Source organism: Methylobacterium soli (assembly GCF_008806385.1).
GTDB lineage: Bacteria > Pseudomonadota > Alphaproteobacteria > Rhizobiales > Beijerinckiaceae > Methylobacterium > Methylobacterium soli.
Map to the genome: position 1 here is coordinate 1 of NZ_VZZK01000059.1, position 21,699 is coordinate 21,699.

At 64.3% G+C, this 21,699-nt stretch carries 27 protein-coding genes and 2 pseudogenes; 13 read left to right on the plus strand and 16 right to left on the minus strand.

All coding sequences use genetic code 11. The annotated features are described in order from the left end of the window. The 3 genes and pseudogenes from F6X53_RS29600 to F6X53_RS29615 form a co-directional block, all read right to left on the minus strand. Positions 1-118 (minus strand): annotated as a pseudogene (locus tag F6X53_RS29600) (DNA-binding response regulator); the annotation flags it as partial. Positions 119-761: 643 nt separating this feature from the next. Then, a complete protein-coding gene (locus F6X53_RS29610) occupies positions 762-1,022 on the minus strand; it encodes a hypothetical protein (protein WP_151005120.1) in 261 nt (86 codons plus the stop codon). A 2-nt stretch (positions 1,023-1,024) separates the two neighbouring features. After that, a complete protein-coding gene (locus tag F6X53_RS29615) occupies positions 1,025-1,699 on the minus strand; it encodes a nucleotide-binding protein (protein WP_151005122.1) in 675 nt (224 codons plus the stop codon). A 280-nt stretch (positions 1,700-1,979) separates the two neighbouring features. On the opposite strand from F6X53_RS29615, the gene F6X53_RS29620 reads away from it, so the two are divergent. The 3 genes and pseudogenes from F6X53_RS29620 to F6X53_RS34155 all read left to right on the plus strand — a co-directional run bounded on the left by F6X53_RS29620 (position 1,980) and on the right by F6X53_RS34155 (position 5,947). Continuing rightward, the gene (locus F6X53_RS29620; RefSeq protein WP_151005124.1) at positions 1,980-2,990 is read left to right on the plus strand and encodes a SphA family protein; all 1,011 of its coding nucleotides are present in this window, start codon (positions 1,980-1,982) and stop codon (positions 2,988-2,990) included. Between the two features lie 2 nt (positions 2,991-2,992). After that, positions 2,993-4,399: pseudogene (locus F6X53_RS34150) on the plus strand (DUF1254 domain-containing protein); the annotation flags it as partial. Continuing rightward, entirely contained in the window at positions 4,385-5,947 is a 1,563-nt protein-coding gene (locus F6X53_RS34155; protein ID WP_373875953.1) for a DUF1254 domain-containing protein, read from the plus strand. The pseudogene F6X53_RS34150 and the gene F6X53_RS34155, both read left to right, overlap by 15 nt. Positions 5,948-6,002: 55 nt before the next feature. Here the strand turns inward: F6X53_RS34155 and F6X53_RS29635 are convergent, their stop codons facing one another. From F6X53_RS29635 to F6X53_RS29660, 6 genes are all read right to left on the minus strand, one after another. Beyond that, positions 6,003-6,377, minus strand: a complete 375-nt coding sequence (locus F6X53_RS29635; protein WP_151005126.1) for a response regulator — start codon at positions 6,375-6,377, stop codon at positions 6,003-6,005. A 69-nt stretch (positions 6,378-6,446) separates the two neighbouring features. Continuing rightward, positions 6,447-8,306, minus strand: a complete 1,860-nt coding sequence (locus F6X53_RS29640; RefSeq protein WP_151005129.1) for a PAS domain S-box protein — start codon at positions 8,304-8,306, stop codon at positions 6,447-6,449. A 198-nt stretch (positions 8,307-8,504) separates the two neighbouring features. After that, the gene (locus tag F6X53_RS29645) at positions 8,505-8,942 is read right to left on the minus strand and encodes a DUF6894 family protein (protein WP_151005131.1); all 438 of its coding nucleotides are present in this window, start codon (positions 8,940-8,942) and stop codon (positions 8,505-8,507) included. 60 nt (positions 8,943-9,002) lie between these two features. Next, positions 9,003-9,791 (minus strand): Crp/Fnr family transcriptional regulator, encoded by a 789-nt coding sequence (locus F6X53_RS29650; protein WP_151005133.1) that lies wholly within the window; start codon positions 9,789-9,791, stop codon positions 9,003-9,005. Positions 9,792-9,956: 165 nt separating this feature from the next. Then, complete coding sequence (locus tag F6X53_RS29655; RefSeq protein WP_151005135.1) at positions 9,957-10,301, minus strand: hypothetical protein; 345 nt, start codon at positions 10,299-10,301, stop codon at positions 9,957-9,959. Positions 10,302-10,317: 16 nt separating this feature from the next. Next, positions 10,318-10,908, minus strand: a complete 591-nt coding sequence (locus tag F6X53_RS29660) for a chemotaxis protein CheB (protein ID WP_151005137.1) — start codon at positions 10,906-10,908, stop codon at positions 10,318-10,320. A gap of 110 nt (positions 10,909-11,018) precedes the next feature. On the opposite strand from F6X53_RS29660, the gene F6X53_RS29665 reads away from it, so the two are divergent. Genes F6X53_RS29665 through F6X53_RS29685 form a run of 5 tightly spaced genes read left to right on the plus strand, consistent with a single transcriptional unit; the run spans position 11,019 to position 13,427 of the window. Then, a complete protein-coding gene (locus tag F6X53_RS29665; RefSeq protein ID WP_191971054.1) occupies positions 11,019-12,098 on the plus strand; it encodes a DUF3987 domain-containing protein in 1,080 nt (359 codons plus the stop codon). Beyond that, positions 12,095-12,547, plus strand: a complete 453-nt coding sequence (locus tag F6X53_RS29670; protein WP_238296375.1) for a DUF5681 domain-containing protein — start codon at positions 12,095-12,097, stop codon at positions 12,545-12,547. Before F6X53_RS29665 ends, F6X53_RS29670 begins: the two co-directional genes overlap by 4 nt. Next, positions 12,544-12,747, plus strand: a complete 204-nt coding sequence (locus F6X53_RS29675) for a hypothetical protein (RefSeq protein WP_151005141.1) — start codon at positions 12,544-12,546, stop codon at positions 12,745-12,747. Before F6X53_RS29670 ends, F6X53_RS29675 begins: the two co-directional genes overlap by 4 nt. Then, on the plus strand, positions 12,734-13,093 hold the full coding sequence (locus tag F6X53_RS29680; RefSeq protein ID WP_151005143.1) for a hypothetical protein: 360 nt from the start codon (positions 12,734-12,736) through the stop codon (positions 13,091-13,093). The genes F6X53_RS29675 and F6X53_RS29680 overlap by 14 nt, the downstream gene beginning before the upstream one ends. Beyond that, positions 13,074-13,427 carry a hypothetical protein gene (locus tag F6X53_RS29685; RefSeq protein WP_151005145.1) on the plus strand — a complete coding sequence of 118 codons (354 nt, stop codon included), beginning with the start codon at positions 13,074-13,076 and terminating at the stop codon, positions 13,425-13,427. The genes F6X53_RS29680 and F6X53_RS29685 overlap by 20 nt, the downstream gene beginning before the upstream one ends. 153 nt (positions 13,428-13,580) lie before the next feature. Here the strand turns inward: F6X53_RS29685 and F6X53_RS29690 are convergent, their stop codons facing one another. Next, positions 13,581-13,760: a hypothetical protein gene (locus tag F6X53_RS29690; protein WP_151005147.1), complete on the minus strand. Its 180-nt coding sequence runs from the start codon at positions 13,758-13,760 to the stop codon at positions 13,581-13,583. Positions 13,761-13,808: 48 nt separating this feature from the next. Next, positions 13,809-14,234, minus strand: coding sequence for a hypothetical protein (locus tag F6X53_RS29695; RefSeq protein ID WP_151005149.1), 426 nt, complete (start codon positions 14,232-14,234; stop codon positions 13,809-13,811). A 336-nt stretch (positions 14,235-14,570) separates the two neighbouring features. Between F6X53_RS29695 and F6X53_RS29700 the strand changes: the two genes are divergently transcribed. Next, a complete protein-coding gene (locus F6X53_RS29700; protein ID WP_151005151.1) occupies positions 14,571-15,167 on the plus strand; it encodes a phasin family protein in 597 nt (198 codons plus the stop codon). A gap of 123 nt (positions 15,168-15,290) precedes the next feature. Continuing rightward, on the plus strand, positions 15,291-15,539 hold the full coding sequence (locus F6X53_RS29705) for a hypothetical protein (protein ID WP_151005153.1): 249 nt from the start codon (positions 15,291-15,293) through the stop codon (positions 15,537-15,539). A 507-nt stretch (positions 15,540-16,046) separates the two neighbouring features. On the opposite strand, the gene F6X53_RS29715 is transcribed toward F6X53_RS29705, so the two are convergent. The 3 genes from F6X53_RS29715 to F6X53_RS29725 all read right to left on the minus strand — a co-directional run bounded on the left by F6X53_RS29715 (position 16,047) and on the right by F6X53_RS29725 (position 16,987). Further along, complete coding sequence (locus F6X53_RS29715; RefSeq protein WP_151005156.1) at positions 16,047-16,289, minus strand: DUF6894 family protein; 243 nt, start codon at positions 16,287-16,289, stop codon at positions 16,047-16,049. A gap of 75 nt (positions 16,290-16,364) precedes the next feature. Then, on the minus strand, positions 16,365-16,637 hold the full coding sequence (locus tag F6X53_RS29720) for a hypothetical protein (protein ID WP_151005158.1): 273 nt from the start codon (positions 16,635-16,637) through the stop codon (positions 16,365-16,367). Then, complete coding sequence (locus F6X53_RS29725) at positions 16,634-16,987, minus strand: DUF4267 domain-containing protein (protein ID WP_238296377.1); 354 nt, start codon at positions 16,985-16,987, stop codon at positions 16,634-16,636. The genes F6X53_RS29720 and F6X53_RS29725 overlap by 4 nt, the downstream gene beginning before the upstream one ends. Before the next feature lie 167 nt (positions 16,988-17,154). Between F6X53_RS29725 and F6X53_RS29730 the strand changes: the two genes are divergently transcribed. Together F6X53_RS29730 and F6X53_RS29735 are read left to right on the plus strand one after the other, a co-directional pair. Further along, complete coding sequence (locus F6X53_RS29730; RefSeq protein ID WP_151005160.1) at positions 17,155-18,777, plus strand: Na+/H+ antiporter; 1,623 nt, start codon at positions 17,155-17,157, stop codon at positions 18,775-18,777. Positions 18,778-18,995: 218 nt separating this feature from the next. Then, positions 18,996-19,859, plus strand: a complete 864-nt coding sequence (locus F6X53_RS29735) for a transglutaminase family protein (protein WP_151005162.1) — start codon at positions 18,996-18,998, stop codon at positions 19,857-19,859. A 450-nt stretch (positions 19,860-20,309) separates the two neighbouring features. Here the strand turns inward: F6X53_RS29735 and F6X53_RS29740 are convergent, their stop codons facing one another. Further along, positions 20,310-20,543: a hypothetical protein gene (locus F6X53_RS29740; protein ID WP_151005164.1), complete on the minus strand. Its 234-nt coding sequence runs from the start codon at positions 20,541-20,543 to the stop codon at positions 20,310-20,312. 34 nt (positions 20,544-20,577) lie between these two features. Further along, entirely contained in the window at positions 20,578-20,811 is a 234-nt protein-coding gene (locus tag F6X53_RS29745; RefSeq protein ID WP_151005166.1) for a hypothetical protein, read from the minus strand. A 720-nt stretch (positions 20,812-21,531) separates the two neighbouring features. Here F6X53_RS29745 and F6X53_RS29750 point away from each other — a divergent pair. Then, on the plus strand, positions 21,532-21,699 hold a 168-nt coding region (locus tag F6X53_RS29750; protein WP_151005168.1), incomplete at its 3' end, for a cold-shock protein.

Below are 21,699 nucleotides of genomic sequence, written 5' to 3' on the forward strand. Positions count from 1 at the left end.
CGAGATCGACGCCCTCCTCACCGAGATCGGTGGTGTAGGTGTTGAAGTTCTCGGACTTGAGCATCAGCTCGATGCTCGCCGCGACCGACGTGTCATCCTCGATCAGCAGCACGCGCATAGGAAGGCTCCGGCAGAAGTTGACAGATCCTAACCAGACACCGGCAACAAACCGTTAAGCTTCACCGCAGCGGTCACAGGGACAAGGTGAGCCCGCGCGGCCGCTGATCTTCAGCAGCCAATGCAGATATCTCTCACCACATGCTCACGCTTCGGTCCCGTCTCCTGGTTCGGGAGCTGGCCATCGAGAAGCCGCCTGTCGCTCCCTGAGAGGGGCATACGCCTGTGCGCTGGCGGTAGGTCAACTACGTGACCTGCGTTGATGATCGGGTCACGCGAGGTCTGAAGCACGTCGGCGGCCGGATGCGGGGGGGCCGTGAACGCCATCCCATGCCAGGGGATGGTCAGGGCCATTCCTCGCGCCGCAGGCGCCTTGTGGTGGGCCTCCCGCGCCCATAGGCAGCCGGGGTTGGCGAAACCGGCGATGACAGCGCAGACGAGCACAAGCCGTGAGGACATAAGGGCCTCCGTCGCTGCCGTAACGCCCCCCTAAATCGGCTCAACGTTGGCCACGCGCCCGCGATCCATCCGGCCCATCTCAGGCGCAGGGACCACCGAACAGATCGCCGGGCGCCCTCCTCTAAAGTACCCGCTGGAAATCCTCAGGATATCCGCTGGCACTCCAGCAGGTGCCCTTCCGATCTCTAACGGCTATCCCGCTCCAGCTTCTCGGCTATGGCCTGTAGGATCCAGGTGTTGCGCGGCAGCTTAACGGCGCTGACCTCGCGGGCACGCTCCAGCCGGTTGAACAGGTCACCGGGCGGGAACTTGAGCGGGTGTTGGGGCGCCTTCACTGGCTTCTCCGTTGAGGTCTCTGCCGGGACGGAGCCGCCCTTGCTGATGAACGCCTCGACGGCATCAACCGGGGCCTGAACTGGGCGGGCGGGTCTTGCGATAAGGGCCATGATCACGCTGCCACCGGATGTGCTGCAGATACCTGCGGGATATCGAATAGATGCCCGAACAAGGCGCCGATCTCCTCCGATGCCTTTGGGTCTTGAGGCCGCAGTTCCGTCACGGACAGGCCGGCTGCAGCTGCATGCGCGAAGGCTTTGCGTGTTCCGAGCGCGGCGGGCACGAACTCCAGACCGGGTTTCGCCCTGATCAGCTCGGCCGCCTCCGCATTTTCGCCGCCGCGCGCATCGGCGCGGTTGATGAAGGCGAGGGCGCGGAAGCTCGGGTTCACAACCCGAGCTTCTTCGACCAGCTCGGCGACTTTATCGAGCGTCCACACATCGAACGACCGAGGCGCGAATGGCACGAGGTAGGCGTCGCAGATGGATAGAGCCGCGCGTTGGCTCACCGTGTCGCGCCCACCCGTGTCGATGATCACGTGCTCGTGCTTCTGCGCGAGGCGCTGCACCCCGGATCTCACAGCGGCGCCCGTGAGCGCGATGCAGGTGTAGCCGGCGCCGCCGGGCCGCGTGCTCTCACGCAGGTTCGAGAAATCGGTCGAGGTCTCCTGATCGTCGGCATCAACCAGGAGCACGTCCCCTCCAGCGGCGGCGAGCATGATGGCGAGGTTCGTCGCGACGGTGGACTTACCCGAGCCGCCCTTGGTTCCGCCCACGACGGTGATCATGGATTTGCTCCTGGTATGCGGAAAATATCGAGAGGATATCCTCCGGATGCAGGGCTGAGATTTGGTTAACATCCACCGGATGCCTAATGGACATGGCGACGGTGCGCGCGGACCTGCCCTCAATAAGGGCGAGCCCTACTGAAACACTGGAGCCCTGAGACCAAACTGGTTGTCCCGGTCCGTGCCGACGTGCACCAGTTGACGTCCTACAACCTACAGTAAAGGTTGTGAGACCAGCGGTGAACCCGATTACCGTCCAAAGCCACGTGAGGGGATAGGTATGGGAGCGTTCGCGGGCCGCTTCGTCAGCGCCTTGGTCCTCACCGGCGTGCTCGCCTCCGCTCCCGCGGCCGAGGCGGCCGAGGGCGGTCTCAGCTTCTACATCGAGGGGCAGGCCGTGCCGCTGGGCGGTGTCGTGCCGCCACCCGGCCTCTACTTCGACAGCACCACCTACTTCTACAACGGCAAGATCGGGGGCAATCGCACCAATCAGCTCGGTGGCAACGTGGTCGCCAACGTCAACGTGAACCTCGTGGCCGACTTCACGACAGCCCTGTGGGTCACGCCGATCCAGATCCTGGGCGGCGACTTGGCCTTCGCCTTCGTGATGCCCTTCGGCGAACCAGCCGTGCGCGCCGGCGTGCTCCTCAACGGCCCGCTCATCAATCAGGCGCTTGGCCGGCCGGCGGGTGCCAGCGTCGGCGACGCGACCCTGAACCCCGGCGACCCCATCGTGTCGGCCAGCGTCGGCTGGCACTCCGGCAACTGGCACTGGAAGGTGGCGGGCGTTCTCAGCATCCCCGCTGGCGGCTACGAGCCCGGACAGCTCTCGAACATCGCCCTGAACCGCTACATCGGCGACATCTCGGCCGCCGTGACCTACCTCGATTTAGCTCTCGGCATCGAGCTCTCTGCCGCCGCCGGCTTCACGCTCAACGGTAAGAACCCGGCGACGCAGTACGTCACCGGCACCGAGTTCCATGTCGACGTCTCGGCCTCGAAGTACCTGACCAAGGAGTTGTCGGTCGGCGTCATCGCCTCGCATTACGAGCAGATCACGGGCGACAGCGGCCCCGGGGCCAAGGTCGGGCCGTTCAAGGGCCGGGTCACCGCAGTCGGTGGGACAATCGGCTTGACCGCTCCATTCGGCGGGATTCCGGTCTCCGCCCGCGTCAAGGTGCTGCGCGAGGTCGAGGTCGAGAACCGCTTCCAGGGTACCATCGGCTTCTTGGAGGTCTCGTTCCCCCTCTGGGTGGCACCCAAGCCTTCTACAGAGGTGACAGGGAGATAGCCATGAAGAGGACCGTTCTCGCAGCGCTTGCCGCGGCCTGTCTCGCCTTCGCTGCCCACGCGCAAGACGCAGCCCCGCAGGAGCTGGCTCGCCGCGCGATCGAGCGCCGCGCCGTCGAGGCGGTCATCTGGGGCATGCCGGTCGTCAACTACGACCTCATGCTTCAGGAGATGCTGACCAAGACCGCCGGCAAGGTGAACCAAGTGATCTACTGGGGTCGCCCGCTCGACTGGCACAACCAGACCCTCACTCCCAACCCGGACACGCTCTACCTCATGGCGTTCCTCAACACGAAGGACGTTGGGCCCATCGTGATCGAGGTGCCGCCGGCGGACGGCGGCGGCTCCATGAACGCCAACGTCGTCAACATCTGGCAGCAACCGCTTGAGGATGCCGGCCTCCTTGGGGTCGACAAGGGCAAGGGCCTCAAGCTCCTGATGCTGCCGCCGGACTTCTCCGGTCAAGTCCCGCAGGGCTATGTCGCCCTGCGACCGGGCACACACGGCAGCTATGGCCTGTTCCGCTCGAACCTCGCCAGCCACGCCGATGCCGACGTCGCCAAGTCGGTGGCCTATGGCAAGCGGATCAGGATCTACCCGCTCTCCCAGGCCGCCGATCCACCCCCGACCCAATTCACCGATGTCGGGGACGCCGTATTCAACTCGACGATCCGGTACGACGAGCGCTTCTTCGAAGGGCTCGACCGGATCGTGCAAGCCGAGCCATGGCTCGCCCGGGACCGGGCCATGATCGATCAGCTGCGGTCGATCGGCATCGAGAAGGGCAGGCCCTTCGCCCCCAATGCCGAGGCGAAGCAGGCGCTCACTACTGGCGTGCGCGAGGCGCAGGCGTGGCTTGAGGCAAGATACGCTGCGGGCCTGCCTTCATTCTTCGAAGGCACGCACTGGACCTTGCCGGCGCCTCCTGAACTTATCCGCGCCGCGCAGGCGGATTTCGCCGAGCCCGACCATTATCCGGTTGACGCGCGCGGCCTCGCCTACAGCTATGCCTACATCGGCATCAAGCGCCTGGGCGCGGGCCAGTTCTACCTGATCAACATCCGGGACAAGGACGGGAACAGCTACGAGGGTGGCAATACCTACCGCCTGACCGTGCCGCCGAACGCTCCGGTCGAGCAATACTGGTCGGTGACCGCCTACGACCGTCAGACCCATGCGCTCATCAAGAACGTCGGTCGCGCGAGCCGGGCCTCGAACGCCGCCGAGGTGCAGAAGAACGCCGATGGCTCCGTCGACCTATACCTCGGGCCCCAAGCCCCGGTCGGCAAGGAAGCCAACTGGATCCCGACCGATCCGTCCCGCCAGTTCGAGTTGATGTTCCGCCTCTACGCACCGACGAAGGCCCTGTTCGACAAGGCGTGGAAGCTGCCGGATGTGGAGAAGGTGTCGACCGGGACGCCCGCCAAGGCGCAACCGGACATGGCCTCACCCGCTGCGCCCCAATCGCAAGTTCCCTATCCGGTGCGCGCCCTGACGCCAGCCCATGCCGATCTGGCCCGCTCGGCCGGCGTCCCCGCCCTGCTCGCCAACGAGGACTACGTCGAGGCGCTCGCTCGCGTCGTCTACTACTGGGGCTATCCCGCGGTTGATGGCTTCGGCCGCACCAACATGTGGGAGATCATGAAGGAGAAGCCCGGCACCATGCTCGGGCTCCTGCCCGGCGCGCCGATGAACACGACGGGATGCCTCGCGGACTACATGTCACCGTCGCAGCGCTGGGTCGTCACGCCGAACAACGACACGATCTACGGGGCCGGCTTTGCCAATCTTGCCGTCGAGCCGGCGGTCGTCCAGACACCGACCGACGCGCCCCAGGGCCACTACTGGACCATCCAGATCGTCGACATCTTCACGAACGTTATCCACCAGCTCGGCTCGGCTTCGGCGACGCCGGGCGGCAAGTTCCTGCTGGTCGGCCCGGACTGGAAAGGCGAGAAGCCGGAGGGCTTCCTCGACGTCCTGCGAATGCCGACGAACACCGCCGGCGTCTTCCCGCGCAGCTTCGCGGCTCGCACGCCGGAGGCGAAGGCCACGGCGGTCGCCGTACTCGACCAGATCGGGATGTATCCCCTCAGCAAGGACCGGCCCGGTCCGCACAGGATCGACTGCCACGCAGCGGCTCGCAACGCCGTCTACCCTCCGGGTGTGACGGCGCAGATGATCGCGGGCGACCCGGACGCCAGCCGGCCCCAATGGGTCAATCCGAAGACCTTCTGGGATGACTTGGAGAAGATGCTGGCCGCGAACCCGACGGTCGGTCCGAGCGACGCCGCCATGGCGGGCCAGGCCCGTACCCTGATCGCCCTGCGCAAGACCGATCCGGGCTACAAGGCCCTGCTCGACCGGGCTGCGCTAGCCGCCGACGCGGCCCTGCACGCGAGCAGCACCTACGTTCAGGTGGGCGTCGACGCCGGCAACAGCTGGCAGCGACAGGAGGGCGCCGGGCGCTGGGGCACCGACTGGTTCAGCCGCGCCCAGGCCACAGTCATCTACATCTACGTCAACGACTACCGGGAGGCGACGTACTTCATCAGGGGAACGGACGCCAAGGGTTCGCTGCTCGACGGCCGCCACGTCTACACGATGACCTTCCCGAAGGAGGCGCTGCCGCCGATGGATCGCACGCGCGGCGGGTTCTGGTCGCTGACGATGTACGACAAGGACTACTTCATGCTGCCGAACCCGCCGAATGGCCGCACCAACATCGGTACTGTCAACCTCGATGCCAACGAACTGAGGTTCGCCCCCGACGGCGCGCTCACCCTCACCCTTTCGCGCGAGCAGCCGACCAATGCTGAGGCACGCGCCAACTGGCTGCCTGCGCCCGAAGGGCAATTCGCCCTCATCGTTCGTGCGTACGTACCGACGCAACAGATCCTGGATGGAGCATACAAGCTGCCAGACGTGATCAGGGAGGCTAAGAACGGTGCTCCATAGCGCCCAATCCACGAAGGGGCTCGCGGATTGGGCGTTATGGAAAGCGCTGGGCCGATCAGCTCGGCATGAGCTTGCCGACCGCCCGAAGCAGCTCGGTGTCGAGGATCGGCTTCTCCAGCTTGGGGCGTGAGCGGTAGTCCGAGCAGTCCGCGATCTGCACCTCGCCCGTGACAAACAGGTAGGGCACACCCCGCTCCTTCAGCCGGTCCGCAACCGCGTAGACCGTCTCGCTCATGAGGTTCACGTCCAGCACTGCTGCGTCGAGCGGACCCGCCTCGATCAGCGCAAGCGCCTGCTCGGTGTCCGGCACCGGCCCGGCCACCTCAGCGCCTGCCTCCTGCAGCCAGTACTCCATGTCCATGGCGATGAAGTACTCGTCCTCGACCACGAGCACGCGGCGGCCTGCAAGAGAAGTCGGACGGTCAGCCATAGAGGCTCTACGCTACGCTGCAGGGTCCCGGAGCATACCGGCTCCGGCGCAGGCACACATTACGACAGGTTAGGCGAGCGGCATCTCGATCCGGCAGCGCACCCCATCGGCGGCCAGCTCGAACTCGGTCCGAGCTTGCAGCGCGTAGGTGAGCGCCCGTTCGATCAGCTCTCGACCGTAGCCACGCCGTGTGACTTGCTCCGGCTGCACGTCCACGCCGCTCTCGATCCAACTGAGCGCCAAGCGCTTGCCGCCATTCTCATCCCGGAGCCGCTCCCAGGTGACGGACAGGCGGCCTGTCTCGCCTTTCAGCGCGCCGTACTTGAGGGCGTTGGTGGCCAGCTCGTGCAGAGCGAGCGCGAAGTTCTGCACCTGCTCGGAGGAGAGCTGCACCCTTGGGCCCGAGATGGTGATGCGCTTGGGCGCGCTGTCCGCATGGGCGGCGAGTTGTGCGTCCACGAGGGCGCCGACCTCGGCGGTGTCGCTGCCGGACTGGCTGAGCAGAGCTTGGGCCCGGCTCAGGGCCTTGAGCCGCGTGGTGAAGCTCTCGACCGGGCCGCCTTGGCCGACGGTGCGGTTGGCCAACGAGGTAACCACGCCGAGCAGGTTGCGCGAGCGGTGCTGCAGCTCCTTGACCAGCACCTCTTGGCGCGCCTGCGAGCCGCGCAGCTCCTCGATGTCCATGGCCGCGCCGAACCACTCGACGAGCCGTCCCTGCGCATCGGTGATCGGCGTCTGCCGCACCAAGAACCAGCGGTACGAGCCGTCCTGCCCGCGGATGCGGAGCTGCACCTCCACGATCCTCCGCTCGGCATGACCCGTGCGGAAGACCTCGCGGGTCATGGCTTGGTCGTCGCGATGGATGGCATCAAGCCAGCCGCCGCTCTGCGACTGTTCCAGGCTCTGGCCGGTGTAGTCGAGCCAGAGCTGGTTCGAGGAGATCTGCATCCCGCTCGCATCCGAGCGCCACAGCACGACTGGAACGAGGCAGGCCAGAGCCCGAAAGCGCTCCTCGCTCTCGCGCAGTGCCTCGTCGGCCTTGCGCCGCCCGGTGACATCCTGGCCGATCTTGAGAAAGCCGCGCAGCGAACCGTCTGCAGCGCGCAGCGTGGTGGTCATCCCCTCGATGAACACGCGCGAGCTGTCCTTGCGCAGGTGCCAGCGCACATTCGGCGCCGAGCCCTCGCGGCGCGCGGTCTCGGTCTCCTTCTCGTCCGCACCCGCCTCCCGATCCTCGGACGTGAAGATGATGGCCGAGGGCTGGCCGATAGCCTCCTCGGCCGACCAGCCGAACACGGCCTCTGCGCCGGCGTACCAGTCGGTGATCCGGTCCTCGGGATCGGTGGTGAAGATGGCGTAGTCGCGGGCGTTCTCGACCACGAGCCGGAAGCGCTCCTCGGTAGCGCGCAGGCTGCTCACCTTCTGCAGGCGGTCGATCACCGGCCCCAAGATGGTGGCGTAGGTGCGCAGAAACGCGATGTCTTCCTGAGCGAAGTCGCGCGGCTCGGTCGCGTCCACCTGCAGCAGGCCATAGGCCTTTCTGCCGGGCACAAAGATCGGCACGTTGACCAGCGCGACCACGCCGGCCTTCTTCATGAACTCGGGGACCTCGAAGCGCTCCTCCTTGCCGATGTCCTGCGTGATGACGGGCTTGCCTTCCTCGATTGCGAACGTCTCAGAGGAGTGCTCGCTCATGGGAAGGCGCATCTGCCCGACGACATCGGGAGCCCAGCCGACACCGGCCCGCACGAACAGGCATCGGCCGCCCTGCTGGATCTCCAGGACCTTTGCGCGGTCGGTTCCAAGTGCCTCGGCGACGAGGCGGCAGGCTTCGGTGAGCACCTCATGGAGATCCTCGCTGCGGAGGGCGAACTCGCCGAAGTCGGCCAGCACCTGCTGGCGCTTCATCATCTGCTCGTAGTCCGGCATGGCAGTTCCCCGGCGCTGGGCGATCAGGCGCTCCTCAGCGAGGAACTACGGTCCAGAACTCGCAGCATCTCAATCACTTGTGTGAACGCGCGAGCCGGGGCTGGGTCCAAGCCTGTTCCACTAGGGCTTGCTTCAGCGGAACTCAGCAGGCGCCTTTCAGCTGAGGTGCGGTTCGCCGACTGGGCGTTATGGAGCCGTTCAGCGCTCTGACCACGTCTGAAAGGACCAGAGCAGGTTCGACTGCGTCTCGCGCATTCTCGCCACCTGTTTGTAGGCTCGCCCCATGTTGTCGTGCAGCCGCGTCACCTCCCGGTTGATGGCCAACGCGAGCAGATCGAGCTGGTTGAACAAGGCCTGCGTCTCCGGCGAGAGCGTGGGTGTCGCTGGATGGCGCGATTTCGGTCGCTTGGCCACCCGCTCCAGGAACGGCACTTCCATCAGGAGCTGATCGGCCCCATCCCGGATCTCGAAGGCGCAGGCGGCCGGGTCATGCCCCTCGCGGACCATCTCGGTCATCAGGGCCGGGATGGTTCTGCAGACGTCGAGATACGCCGTCTCCAGGTCCGGACGGATCATGCCGGTTTCATCCCGCTCCAGACCGCCGGCCGTCCGAAGGTGGAAATGGTAGAGCGTCATCGGACCTCCTTGCGCCGTGTTCACGCAGGATCTGCCGGCGTCGGGCTGCAGCGTTCCGGGTCAGCATCGCTCAGGTGTTGCCGCGGCGCTATCCTGAGGTGGCTGCTCAGAGCCGTTGGCGTCGAGGTGACGCCCCTCCCGGTCGAGATGCAGGTAGTTCACGTTGAACAGCGACACCCGCTGGAGTGCCTCGAGATCCGGAACTGTCAGGTGCTTGCCCTTCAGCACGACCAGCCCGGAGATGCGCATCTCCTGCAGCACCCGGTTGACGTGCACGTTCGACAAGCCCGTCGCGTCGCCAAGATCCATCTGCGTCACCGGCAGGATGCAACTGTTTCCGTTCGTGAGCCCGACCCCGCGTAGGCGAATGAACAGCTCGCAGAGGAGATGGCCGATCCGCTCCAGGCCCGTGCGCTGGCCGAGGTTGACCGTCCATTCCTGCTGAACGGCGGCCGCGACGAGCATCTCCCACCAGAGGGCCTGGGTGATGCGCGGATGCCGCTCGGTGAGGCTCAGGAGGGTGTCGCGCGAGATCTCGGCGAGCCTCACATGCGTGATGGTGCTGATCGAGTGATCCATCTCGCGCAGCACGAAGACGTGCGGGTCGCACAGATCCCCGGGCAGGAAGAACGAGATGATCTGCCGGCGTCCGTCCTCCAGGGTCTTGTAGCGGCAAGCCCAGCCTTCAAGGATCAGGTTGACGTGGTCGGGGGCGTCACCCTCGCGAATGATGTCTTGATGAGCATCGAAGAGCCGCCCCCGCTGACGAGCGGCTTCTTCGAGCGCATGCCGGTCGTCGTAGGAGAGACGAGCGAAGTGCTCCAGCTTGCGGATAAGGTGCTGCGGCATGCCGGTCTCCGGAACGTGCCAGGAGCAACGTAGGTCAATCTGCCGAGAGAGAACTTCACCTGTGTGAATACGTGGTGATCCATGACGAGCAGCCGTGCTTCCGGCTGGAGATGCCAGAGATCACGCGGAGCACAGATTGGGTGTTACGAACCGGCCTGTTTGCTCTCAGGCCGGCACCCACTCGCTCTCAAGCAGAGCCCGGACCGCCTCAGCCCGCTGCAAGGCCTCCTGTCGGGCCGCCTCCAGGAGCGCGGGGTCTTGCCCTTCGGAAATCGCGTTCTCCGCCAGCTGCCGGCACAGCTCGGCTCGCTCGTTCAGCAGCGAGAGCACCGAGCCCAGCCGCATCTCAAGCGCCACAGCCTGCGCCTCGAGCATCGCATCGCCGGTCAGCACATGACCGATGTGGCAGCGCCACTGCAGCAGTGTCCCCGTGGCACTGCGCTCCGTCACCCCGCTGCACTCCGGGCAGCTCAGCGTGAACGGGCGGTTGAGCGTATATTCGTCACCCATGCTCCTCTCCCTCGGTCTAAGGCGACGCTTCATTCGCAAAGACAACGCCTTGCGCGAGCCTTGCGATCAGGCCCGGCATGGCCGCAAGCGGGAGCACGTGGTCGGCACCCGCATGCCGAAGCGCATTGACCGGCATGTCAGGACAGGCGGCGTCCATGGGGCTCTGCACAACGGCCAGGCCGCCGCGCGCCCGGATCTCATACAAGCCGGCCGCTCCATCGCTGAGCCGGCCGGTCAGGAGCACACCAATCACTTTTGGCCCATGGCAGCGTGCGGCCGAGCGAAACAGCGGGTCGATGGCTGGTCGGGTGAAGTTCTCGCGCGGACCCCGCGACAGCCGGATCAGGTGTGGCGTGAGGCAGAGATGATGGTCAGGCGGCGCGACGTAGATGTGACCAGGGCGGAAGGGCTGGCCATCATAGGCATGCACGGCTGGCAACACGGAGCACTGGTTCAGGAGTGCGGGAAGCAGGCTGCGATGGCGCCCGATGTGCTGCACGACGAAGAACGCCGCTGGAATGCTGATATTGAACCCGGCGGTGAGTTCTTGCAGGGCGCCAACACCGCCCAGCGAGGCTCCCACCACGACGATGGCGACATCGCTCACAGGAGTTCCTCCCGGCTTCCTTGCCGTGCGTCAACGCTCCTAGCGCGCTTTCAGCCTCACCCGCGGATTGGACGCGGGATGATGCTCCAAGCGACGAGCCTCAGCACCCGGTGCAATCTCGGATCAGGGTTCCTCGTTCGGCGAGCCCTTGGCCGGACGCTGACCTGACGCTGCTCGGCACAGGTCGCCGCCCCGCGCCTGAGTTCCCGCTCCCCCTGCTCGGCTCCTGGGCTGAGTGGGTCACGACGAAAGCGCACGGCGCTTCCGCTCCTGTCGATTACGTTGCTGTTGCACTGCTCGGCAGTGTGGGGGCTGCTCTCGCCAATGTGCGCTGGCCCGTGGCTGGGGCCGGCTGGTCCGAGCCACCCTTGCTCTGGTGCGCTGAAGTTGGGCCGCCGTCCTCCTCCAAATCGCCGTCGATGGACGCGGCCTTCGATCTGGTGCGCTTTGCCGAGGATCGCATGGGACTCGGCTTCGAGGCAGAGCAGAAGAAGTTCGCCACGTCACGCCAAACCAGCGAGGCGCACCTGGAAGCCTGGAAGGCTGCCGTGAAGACGGCTGTGAAGAACGGTTGTCCACCTCCAGTGATGCCGAGCGAGGCGCAGCCGCCTGACGCTCCGGTGCGCCCCCGCATCCGCGTTGCAGATGCCACAGTGGAGGCACTCGGCGCGCTGGCAGCCGCCTTGCCCCGTGGCCTGCTACTTGTGCGTGACGAGTTGGCTGGATGGCTCGGCGCCCTCGACAAATACGGCGGCAGCGGCTCCGACCGGGCCTTTGCCATCGAGATGTATGGCGGCCGATCCTACGTCGTTGACCGCGTGAAGAACCCAGAGCCGCTGCAGATCCGGCATCTCTCGGTCGGTGTGCTGGGTGGCGTGCCGTTAGTGCCATTAGTGCCGATAGCAGCGGCTCAGAGGCGTGGATCGGCACCTATTGGCGCTAATGACGCTATTGGCACAGGCGTCCCCGTAGATCACCGGACCTTCAGCCCACGTCGGCCAGCCGGCGATCCAGCGGCCGCTGAGCCCCTGATCACCGCCGCCGACTGGCTCGCCCACTACGAGGAGCGAGCAGCCATCTGCGAGCTCGATGGCGGACTACCGCGGCCTGAGGCTGAGCAGCTGGCCCAGGCGGACACCATTGCGGCGCTCGGCCCGCAACCATCCCCAGCAGACAGGAGAATGCCATGAGTACGGCAAGCCGAGGCGTGGCCGACGCCGTAAAGAACGACGGCCATACGGCCAACACCCGGTTCAAGCCGGGCAATCCGGGACGACCGCGAGGCGCCCGAAACCGTAGCACGCTGGCATTGGAAGCGCTGCTGGACGGTGAGGCCGGGGAGATCACCCGGAAGGCCATCGAGCTTGCAAAGGAGGGGGACATCACCGCGATCCGGCTCTGCCTGGATCGGATCGCGCCTGCCCGGAAGGATCGGCCGGTGGTGTTCGAGTTGCCGGCCATCGAGACGACGGCGGATCTGCCGAAGGCCACCAACGCCCTGTTGCGGGCGGTCGCCTCTGGCGAACTCACCCCCTCTGAGGCGTCCGACATCGGCAAGGCCGTGGACGCCCACGTGAGGGCCATCGAGCTGACCGACGTTCAGGCCCGCCTCGCGAGGCTGGAGAACCTTGGGAAATGACGAGCACCTATGAGCGCCGCATTCGCAGGCTGGAAGCGCACCACAAGCCAGTGAGCGGAGGCGTGGTGGTTCTCGGCGTTCCGGGGCAGCCCGAGCCATCGCCCGATGAAATCAGCCGGGCCAGCCATGTCCTGCGGGTGAGCTTCATCGCCGCGAAGAATGGGCGACCTGCCGAAGGAGAGAACCATGCGAGCCGCTGAGAACCGTCTGGCGAAGATCGAGCGCGCCAAGGCCGTGGAGGAGGAGAGCGCGAGGCGTGGCGCCCTGAAGGAATGGGCTGCCGCGGGCGGACCGTTCTCCTTCGTCTACGGGACCACCGCCGAGGAGTACGAGAGCCGGGTTGCGCTGCTGCGGGACGCCGGGGCTATCTCGCCCATGGACAAGGTGTTCCGGATGGCGTCCCTGCCCGCCACCGGCAAGCCGTTCATGCGCGCCCTCTTCTGGAAGGACTTTACGGACAAGGAGCGGGACCAACTGCGCGCTGCCATCCGGAGCCGCCGGGGTCAGCTTGCGGGGGAGGCTGCTCATGCGCGGCACGATCACTAGGCTGTCACGGTTGGAGGCGAAGCGCAGCCCGAAGGCGGATACTCGGTTCTACGTCTTCGGCTTGGACGAGGATGATGCCGCCGAGCGCTATGCGGCCGAGATCCGGGCCGGGACAGTCCAGAGGGGCGACCCGTGCACCACGCTGATCTGGCGCAGCGCCGGCCCCCTACCCGCTCCACGATGGGCGGTGCCTAGCGACCTCACCGACGACGAACTGCACGATGCCCTGCATCACCTCGCCCTGATGAGCGGACGTGAGCTCCTGCCCCGGGACGCGGATAGCGCGGCTTTGGCAGCTGAGATTAGCACTATCCGCCAGGAGCTTGGCCCTTAGAATGCGATCCCGTTCCGGCACAATCTTCAGGCCTCGGGGCGTGCGGCCTCTCGTGCATGCTTGATCGCTTGAGATGGTGGTCAGTACTCGATGATGTCGCGGAACGGATCTGACCTGCTGTCCGCGTCGGCGGACCTGCCTGCGGGGCTCGGTTCAACCAGCGCCAGTCCCACCATGAGGAGCAGCACCGTCGATAGCGGCCTTTCGGTTTTGAAATCCATGAAAGGCTGCGAGATAGGTATCCACCGCCTTCTCTGCTTCGAGGATGGCGCCCGTCTGGTACGAGGCAGCAAGCGCAAGAATGGTGCGAACAGTTAGATCGAGGTGGTCCATGCAAGGAGCATCGCTCAACGGCGCCTACCGTTCCAGAACGCTCCGCACTCAGGCGTAGGGGCCGCCGAACAGGTCTCCTAATGCCCGCCTGCGGAACAGCGTGGCCCAGCGTCGCCGCCGATGCTCCGGCCGGTCGTGCAGCATGTGACAGCGCTGGCAGAAAGCCGCGAGGTTCGCGTCAGCGTTGTTCGTGGTGTCATGGTCGCGGTGGGCGGTCGCTAGCACGACCCTGGTCATCCGGACGCCGGCCACCTCCTCGGCAGTCGGGAGAACCCGGAGCGCCTGTCCCTGTCCGTCGCGCCAAGTGCCAGTGGCCGCATCCCACCAGCGGCCATCTCCGAGATGTGGCACGCGCTGTCCGTGCGGGCGCCCGCAGCCCTCACAGCAGCCCCCTGCCCTCCGGAACCGGATCACGGCCGAGAGCTGAGGCCAGTCGATGGGGTAGAAGAAGCGGTGCTCGCGCCGGATAGGCATGGCTGCAAATGGCCACGCTTCTAGTGCCTTGGGCAAGCCCTGGACGAGAAGCGGGGGGAGAGTTGGTCCTTTGTCATTCTTCTCCTTTCCCTGGATCTCGCAAACTTCATTGTGCAGCGCGCTCAGGCACTTGCGTCTTGGATGTGACCTTTGACGAATTTCGTCACAAATTAATAATGATCCAAATAAAATTATAGCTCTTGATTTATCGTGCCGAATGATGACTTAGGTGCAGTGCGATAAAAATAATAAATTCTTTGCTACCTAAGTTTAATGTGCTTATTTTCTTGATCTAAGTACAATAAATACGTAAATCCATACAGATAGGAAACCCAGATGGCTTTCGATCAGAACAACGCCCAGGGCAAGCAGAGCGATCAGGCTGCCGATGCTGCGAAGGCGAGCCTCAACAAGACCGCTGAGCAGAGCGCACAGTTCGCTGAGGCCGCTCGGGATGGTGTGAACAAGATGGTCGATCTGCGCGAGCAGGCGACTGAGAAGACCAAGCAAGTTGTGCAGAAGAGTGTCGAGGCCGCTTCGCATCAGGCCCGTGAGGCCGCGGATCGGTTTACGAAGACGCTCGGCTTTACAGGGCAGGATAGTGAGCGCTTGGCCCGCCAATCCAAGCAGAACATGGAAGCCGTGACTCGCTGCGGCACGGTTCTATCCCAAGCCTTCCAAGACGCCTCGCGCAATTGGTTCGAGCTGAGCCAGAAGCAGTGGCAGCGCAACCTCGACGGCTTGAACAAGCTGACGAGCGCGAAGTCGGTGCAGGAGTTCACTGTGATCCAGAGCGATCTGGTTCGTGAGAGCCTGCAGAACATGATCCAGGACAGCAAGGCCATCGCCGAGACGTCCGTGCGTGCGGTCGATGAGGCCAGCAAGACCTTCTCCAGCGTGGCTCAGCAGGCCCAGACCACCGGCGCTCGCTAAGGGGGGCGATGCCTCAGCTGAGCCTTTGGCTTAGCCTACCAATCAGGGGGCGGTCGCTTCGGCCGCCCCTTTCCCTTTGTCTCCGTCGCACAGGCTCCGGCGCCTCGCGGCCCGGAGTAGCCCATGTACAATCCCCTTGCCTTCGCCCTGCTCGCTCTTGAGGCTCAGAAGGTCATCGAGCTTCGGCTCGTGAAGCTTGCCTGGGGCGGCGCTGAGGGCTGGGATGAAGCTCAGCAGATGGTCAGCGAGAAGGTCAATGCTCTCATCGAGGCGTCTGGGACACTGATGATGGGTGGATCGACCAATACCGTCATTTCCCGTTATCGCGAGCACGTCGCCGCGAACACGAAGCGCCTCACCGCTATCTCATAGAAACAGTCTATCCAAGTGATCCTCGAAGGCGTTGGCCCTCTGGGTATAGCCGACGATCATTCGCGGATCGTGAGCCCTGGCGTGCCAAGAGTCAGCGGCTGCGGCTCCAGGCTTCCTCTGCGCCACTGACTCAGCCAAGGAACCCACCATCCTGCTACGCCGTTTCTCTTGTGCGGTGCAGCATGGCCGCTGAGGAGCGGCTATGATTGGGCCAGCGGAAATCGAAGACATGATGTCGGAGTATGCTGACGCACAGCCTACCCTAGACGATCTGAGGTCCTCCGAGCCGCAGCAGTGGCCACCTAGCAGCTGGTCGTGGGGATCGGGACCAACTGCAGTGGTCGTCGACGAACCTGATTTACAGGAACCCGCTCCCTGAGTGATCCTTGAAGGCGTTCGCGCGCCGGATCTAGCCGACGACCGTCCGAGTATCCCGGTGTCCGCTTTGATCCATGATGCGAACGAGATCGGCGCTACGCTCGGCTGCCGAGGCGAGGGAGATCTCGTCTATCCCCACGCATCGCAGTCGGCTGGATAGGGCACTAGGGCCAGCACAGTCCCGTGCAGGTTGAGGATTGCCACGTTCCAGTGCAGCGGATTTCGTCCACCAGCATCCCGCTCTCGGATGACCCGCTTCCAGATCTGCAAGGCTTCGATCTTTGCCGCCACCATGTCCGGCAGGTCGATGCCTTTGTGGTCGCGCGTGACTTCGTCACCATCGTGAAGCACGTCGAAATAGAACCAGGGCACGCGACCTCCACCAGCAGTTGCAAGCTGACTACCGGGTCAACGCGAGCCACTCTGTTTTATGTGCAGGGCACTTGGCTAGACGTGCGCCACGCTGGCGCTTCTGCCGGATTGGGGAGACGTGAAGCCGTTCGTGCTGCAGAGCGCGAGCCAGTTCCACCCACCTGCACCGCCGGCCCTGATGAGCAGGCAGCGATGGCTGGCGAGGTACCAGCACCCGGACATCGCGGCGCCCTCGGCGGTCTCGCAATAGGCGGCCACCGCTTCAGACGACTGGGCGATTGTCGCTCCAAAGGCTGCGTAGGCGTCCTTGCCGCTGGTCGGCCTCTGCCCTTCGTCTGCAGTGCTCACACGTTGATCTGCAACCGGAATACCCAGGCGGCGATGAGTACCAAGCTAGCTCCGCTTACAACGTGCAGCGCGACCTGCCATGAGGCCGCAGAACCGGCATTCCAGACCAGGATGACGTCGCACAGGGGTATGAACACGCTCGCCGCCAGCACGATGCACACTGCTCGGCGAGTCGAGAACCAGGCCAAACCACCAAGATAAAGAGCCAGGGCGACATCGCGGAAGCCAATGGCACGCAGATAGCCACCCGCCACGCCGCTCGGAGCCGGTAGGCCGAAGATCGCGGCACCAGCTGCGAGCGAAAGGATGAATAAGCCGCCGAGGCAGAGGAACACGATGGACAGAGCCATGACCGCCCACATACTCGGTTCTGTCCAAGACAAGCGCTGCGCGTTCGTATCTGAGTTCCGGTTCATCAAAACGCCTTCGTGGCTGCGACCGCGCACCATGGGCTGCGAGTCACGACGTTGCCGCCTGCCGTTCGAGGGCGGCCTAAGTCTTCTCGCGAAAGGATCAGATGGAAACGGTTACTATCGTCCTGGCATTGCTGTTGGCGGTCCTCATCAGCGGAGCTCTGGGACGCCTCCTCCCTCTCCCTCTGCCTTTGATCCAGATCGTGATCGGTGTTGCCCTGGCCCTTGGACCCCTGCCGAGTACGTCGCTCGATCCAGAGATCTTCTTCCTCGTTTTTCTGCCTCCGCTCCTGTTTCTCGATGGCTGGCGCATCCCGAAACGCGATCTCTTCCGTGATGGAAAGACCGTTCTGGCCCTGGCACTAGGCCTCGTCGTCCTGACGGTTCTCGGTATCGGTCTGCTCATCCACGCGATGATCCCCGTCATCCCGCTGGCCGTCGCCTTCGCTCTGGCAGCCGTGCTCTCGCCGACGGATCCCATTGCGGTCTCGTCGGTGGCGGCCCAATCTCCGGTTCCGCGACGCCTGATGCACATCCTCGAAGGCGAGGCGCTTCTCAATGACGCCACGGGCCTCGTCTGCCTGCGCTTCGCCATCGCCGCAGCCCTGACGGGTTCGTTCTCCCTGCCTGAGGCTGCGACGACGTTCCTGTGGCTCGCCATCGGCGGGCTCGGGATTGGAGCCGCAACGACGTTCCTTCTGACTGGCATCCAGGAACTGCTGCGCCGGCGCACGGGAGAGGATCCTGGACTACAAATCCTCTTCAGCCTGCTTACGCCGTTTGGAGCTTACCTCGCGGCCGAGCACGTCCACGCCTCTGGGATCCTGGCTGCGGTCGCGGCCGGCGTCGCCATGACCTATGTCGAGATCCAGGGACGCAGCCTCGGATCGACGCGTGTGCGCCGTACCGCGGTCTGGGACACGGTGGCCCTCGCGGCGAACGGAGCGATCTTCGTCCTCTTGGGCGAGCAGCTGCCGGAGGTATTCAGGCATGCCGTGAAGCAAGCCGACCTCCAGGGTGCCGGCTGGATCGTCGCCTGGATCTTGGCGATCACTGCCGGCCTGATGGTCGTCCGTTTCGTCTGGGTCTGGGTCTCGCTACAGTTCGTGCTAGCACGTGCCCGCAGGCGCGGCGAGAAGCGCGACGCCATGACCTCGCGCCTCGTGGCCGCCACGACCCTGGCGGGTGTCAAAGGTGCCATCACCCTGGCCGGCGTCCTGACGCTTCCTCTCACGCTGACGGATGGCAGCCCATTCCCAGCCCGCGACCTCGCCATTCTCCTGGCGATGGGCGTGATCCTAACCTCCCTCCTGCTCGCCAGCACGGTGCTGCCGCCGTTGCTGAGGGGACTACAGCTGCCGCCCGAGCCGAGCCAGGATGCTGAGGAGGACGCTGCCCGCGCGGCCGCTCGGGATGATGCCGTGAAGGCCATAGAGGCTCTGCAGCATCGTCTCGTCGAGGAGCACGAAGATGCGTCGATGGCTGTCGAGGCCGGTGCTAGGGCTATGGACCGCTATGAAGGCCTGAAGGCCGCGACAGCTGAAGGCTGGACGGAAACCACACGCCTTCAACAGCTTGCGGCCATGGAGAAGCGTTTACGCCTTGCGGGCATTGAGGCTGAGAAGAGCGCTCTCTACCGCATGCGTCGCTCCCAGGTGATCGACGATGTGGTTCTTCGCCGGCTCGTGCGCGAGGTCGACCTGATCGAAGCCCGGCTCGTCGCGTGAGTCCCGTAGTCGGCACGAACAGGTTCCTGACATCGAGAGGGTGCCGATACGGGCGGCAGCGGATCTGCTCCGGATTGAACACTAGGCTGCTGTTACGCTCGCCCTCTGCTGGCTGCCGATCACGCTCGACATCGGTATCGGAGCGGTGTGCCAATCCACAACCAGAAGAACGGCCACGACAGCAGAAGCCCTGGCTAACAACCCCTCAGGAGCGTTCATTGGTTAATCTGCGCATCCACCATCGAACAACCTACCGCTACCGGCAACCTGTAAGCTTCGGGCCGCATCGACTCTTGTTGCAGCCCCGCGAGTCTCGTGAGGTCCGCCTCGTCTCAAGCGACCTCACCGTAACACCCTCCGCGACGGTAACCTGGGCCTACGACGTTGCCGGGAATGCTGTGGGAACAGCCATGTTTCAGGCACCAGCCCCTACGCTCGTCATCGACAGCGTCGCGCGTGTCGAGCTCAGTGCTGCGGCCTACCCGGTGTTCGACATCAGCGCGTCAGCGGCTTCGTTTCCCTTCCGCTATTCCGATGACGAGTGGATGGATCTCGGCGCCTTGACGGCTCGACAGTATGCCGACGAGGACGCGCGCCTCGAGAGCTGGGTACAGGGGTTCGTCGCGGGCTATCCGACCGACACCCTGTCCCTCCTCAAGGATCTGAACGCCGGGGTCGCGGGCGGGATCGGCTATGAGGCCAGGGAGGATGAGGGCACGCAGTCGCCGAGCCAAACCCTTGCGTTGGGCCGAGGGTCCTGTCGCGACCTCGCGACCCTCTTTGTTGAGGCGGTCCGTAGCCTCGGCTTCGGTGCCCGGATCGTCTCTGGGTACCTCTACGACCCAGCGCAAGTCCTCGTCGGCTCCGCGGGTGCAGGGTCCACCCACGCCTGGGCCGAAGTCTACCTGCCGGGCGCCGGCTGGATCACCTTTGACCCGACCAACCGCAGCGTGGGCGGCGCGAACCTGATCCCGGTCGCTGTCGTGCGCGACATTCGCCAAGCCATGCCCATAACCGGCAGCTTCAGCGGTCCGGCCGCCGCTCCTGAAGGCATGTCCGTCGAGGTCAGTGTCACTTCGTAAGCCGATGGATGATCCGACATTCCTCGCGCCCTCATTTCGGGAGTAGTCTCTTGACGGGCACGCTGATCAGCTGCCGCGCAGGGTCAGGGTTCCGACAGGGGAGACAAGTCATGTCCGATTGGCAGCCAATCGAGACAGCCCCGCGCGATGACACGTGGATCTTGCTCAGCGGCGGCACGGTGGATTGGGCAGATTATGCTTTCGGGATCACCTGCCCGCCCGTCGTCGTGGCTTGTCGAAGGAGCGAGGAATGGATCATTTCTCTGGCGGACGGCGGGTATAAACTGACACGGTATAGGAGCCCGACGCATTGGATGCCCCTCCCCGCAACCTCGTCCTCAGGTGATCCGCCGATACAGGTAAAACGGGAGGTGCTCACCGTGCCGGAGAGAGCAAGTCCATACGTGAAGCCACGTCTCGTCCGTCGCGAGCGTTAGTGCTCCTGTTCGCTCATGTGCAGAAGCCAGGCGCAACTGCGAAGGGATCATTCCCATATCTTGCTGCGCGGGTGTGTAGGGCCGCCAACTCGTCCTCGATCTCCCGTGATGCCTTCTCACACATGCTGGTGTCCTGATCGCGCCTCGCCTCGTTCTCGATCAGCGAAAGCTGCTCGGCTCGGCACGCCTCGAACGCGCCGATGTGAGCCTGCAGGGCGTCGAGCCTGTCCTCTGCCGATCCTGCCATGAACCTGCCGCCTCCTGGCTTGCGACAAAACGCTTCAGCCCCAATCCTGACTGTCCAACTCACACGCGCCGGCCATATGCTTGGCGATGGCCGTCATGGTGGCGTCCAACGAGGCATGGTGGAGCGGAACGCTCTTCAGCGCTGTCCCTTCAACAGGGATAATCGCGAAGCCGACGTCCTCTCGGATCTCGCCCAGGTGGCGGCCGAGCCTGTCCTTGAGGCTCCAGGTATCGCCCTTTGATCCTGTTGGAGTGAGGATGACGTCCATGCCGCGCTTCCTTTGTCTCAGGTTGCAGAAGCCAGAGCACCAGCCTGCTTCTCCATCGCTGAAGCCGCTGCCTGCATGACCCTCCAGGGTGCTTTAACGCTACGCGGTTCGGGGGAGATAGAGCGCCGGCGGCAGTTCAGGTCTTGTCGGGCTCTGCCCTAAGTCGATTACACAGCATCTGCGCTCGATCTAGCGGAATTCCGTACTTACCGGTAAGATCCGCTATTAACTGAGAGAGTTCTTCTGGCGGGAAGTTCTTTTCACGCACAGCCGTAACCAGCGCATCTATCGCGGCCATCATTCTAAGGCCATGCTTGATCTGGACCATCGAAGGCATAGGCATTCTGCGACCGAATTTCATCGAGCGCTGCATTGTGACTTCCCGCTTCTTACATGTAGGCACGGAGGGCTCAAAGAAGTGAGCTACCGACGTGGAGTTCTCATGTTTGGACGCTCACTAGAGAGAACTTTCCCGAGATTGGCAGCGTTCCATGTCATATGCGAGCCAATATTTTCTTTTTTCTAAAATCGCTTCGGCCCGGTTGTAAGTACTCCTTTGATGGTATAGAAAGCAATTATCGATTTTTGGCCAGATACCCGGCTGTCTCGCCCTTCAGGCGGGCCTTCTGCATTTCTCCCATATTTTCGACGATGAGCGAACGAGCGCGTGCTTGCATGCGTTTGTCAGATCTTATTGCCTGTTAAGATACGGAAATACCTATGAGCATCGGCACCGTTAAGTGGTTCAACGGAACCAAGGGCTTCGGCTTCATCCAGCCTGAAGACGGCAGCAAGGACGTCTTCGTCCACATCTCGGCCGTCGAGCGAGCCGGCATGCAGAACCTCGATGAGGGCCAGAAGGTCTCCTACGAGATGGAGACAGACCGC

Bases quoted from the DNA above. Each gene is read 5' to 3' on its own strand.
- F6X53_RS29610 (WP_151005120.1), bottom strand. From the start codon at position 1,022: ATGGCCCTTATCGCAAGACCCGCCCGCCCAGTTCAGGCCCCGGTTGAT.
- F6X53_RS29615 (WP_151005122.1), bottom strand. From the start codon at position 1,699: ATGATCACCGTCGTGGGCGGAACCAAGGGCGGCTCGGGTAAGTCCACC.
- F6X53_RS29620 (WP_151005124.1), top strand. From the start codon at position 1,980: ATGGGAGCGTTCGCGGGCCGCTTCGTCAGCGCCTTGGTCCTCACCGGC.
- F6X53_RS29635 (WP_151005126.1), bottom strand. From the start codon at position 6,377: ATGGCTGACCGTCCGACTTCTCTTGCAGGCCGCCGCGTGCTCGTGGTC.
- F6X53_RS29640 (WP_151005129.1), bottom strand. From the start codon at position 8,306: ATGCCGGACTACGAGCAGATGATGAAGCGCCAGCAGGTGCTGGCCGAC.
- F6X53_RS29645 (WP_151005131.1), bottom strand. From the start codon at position 8,942: ATGACGCTCTACCATTTCCACCTTCGGACGGCCGGCGGTCTGGAGCGG.
- F6X53_RS29650 (WP_151005133.1), bottom strand. From the start codon at position 9,791: ATGCCGCAGCACCTTATCCGCAAGCTGGAGCACTTCGCTCGTCTCTCC.
- F6X53_RS29655 (WP_151005135.1), bottom strand. From the start codon at position 10,301: ATGGGTGACGAATATACGCTCAACCGCCCGTTCACGCTGAGCTGCCCG.
- F6X53_RS29670 (WP_238296375.1), top strand. From the start codon at position 12,095: ATGAGTACGGCAAGCCGAGGCGTGGCCGACGCCGTAAAGAACGACGGC.
- F6X53_RS29675 (WP_151005141.1), top strand. From the start codon at position 12,544: ATGACGAGCACCTATGAGCGCCGCATTCGCAGGCTGGAAGCGCACCAC.
- F6X53_RS29680 (WP_151005143.1), top strand. From the start codon at position 12,734: ATGCGAGCCGCTGAGAACCGTCTGGCGAAGATCGAGCGCGCCAAGGCC.
- F6X53_RS29685 (WP_151005145.1), top strand. From the start codon at position 13,074: ATGCGCGGCACGATCACTAGGCTGTCACGGTTGGAGGCGAAGCGCAGC.
- F6X53_RS29690 (WP_151005147.1), bottom strand. From the start codon at position 13,760: ATGGACCACCTCGATCTAACTGTTCGCACCATTCTTGCGCTTGCTGCC.
- F6X53_RS29695 (WP_151005149.1), bottom strand. From the start codon at position 14,234: ATGCCTATCCGGCGCGAGCACCGCTTCTTCTACCCCATCGACTGGCCT.
- F6X53_RS29700 (WP_151005151.1), top strand. From the start codon at position 14,571: ATGGCTTTCGATCAGAACAACGCCCAGGGCAAGCAGAGCGATCAGGCT.
- F6X53_RS29705 (WP_151005153.1), top strand. From the start codon at position 15,291: ATGTACAATCCCCTTGCCTTCGCCCTGCTCGCTCTTGAGGCTCAGAAG.
- F6X53_RS29725 (WP_238296377.1), bottom strand. From the start codon at position 16,987: ATGGCTCTGTCCATCGTGTTCCTCTGCCTCGGCGGCTTATTCATCCTT.
- F6X53_RS29730 (WP_151005160.1), top strand. From the start codon at position 17,155: ATGGAAACGGTTACTATCGTCCTGGCATTGCTGTTGGCGGTCCTCATC.
- F6X53_RS29740 (WP_151005164.1), bottom strand. From the start codon at position 20,543: ATGGCAGGATCGGCAGAGGACAGGCTCGACGCCCTGCAGGCTCACATC.
- F6X53_RS29745 (WP_151005166.1), bottom strand. From the start codon at position 20,811: ATGGACGTCATCCTCACTCCAACAGGATCAAAGGGCGATACCTGGAGC.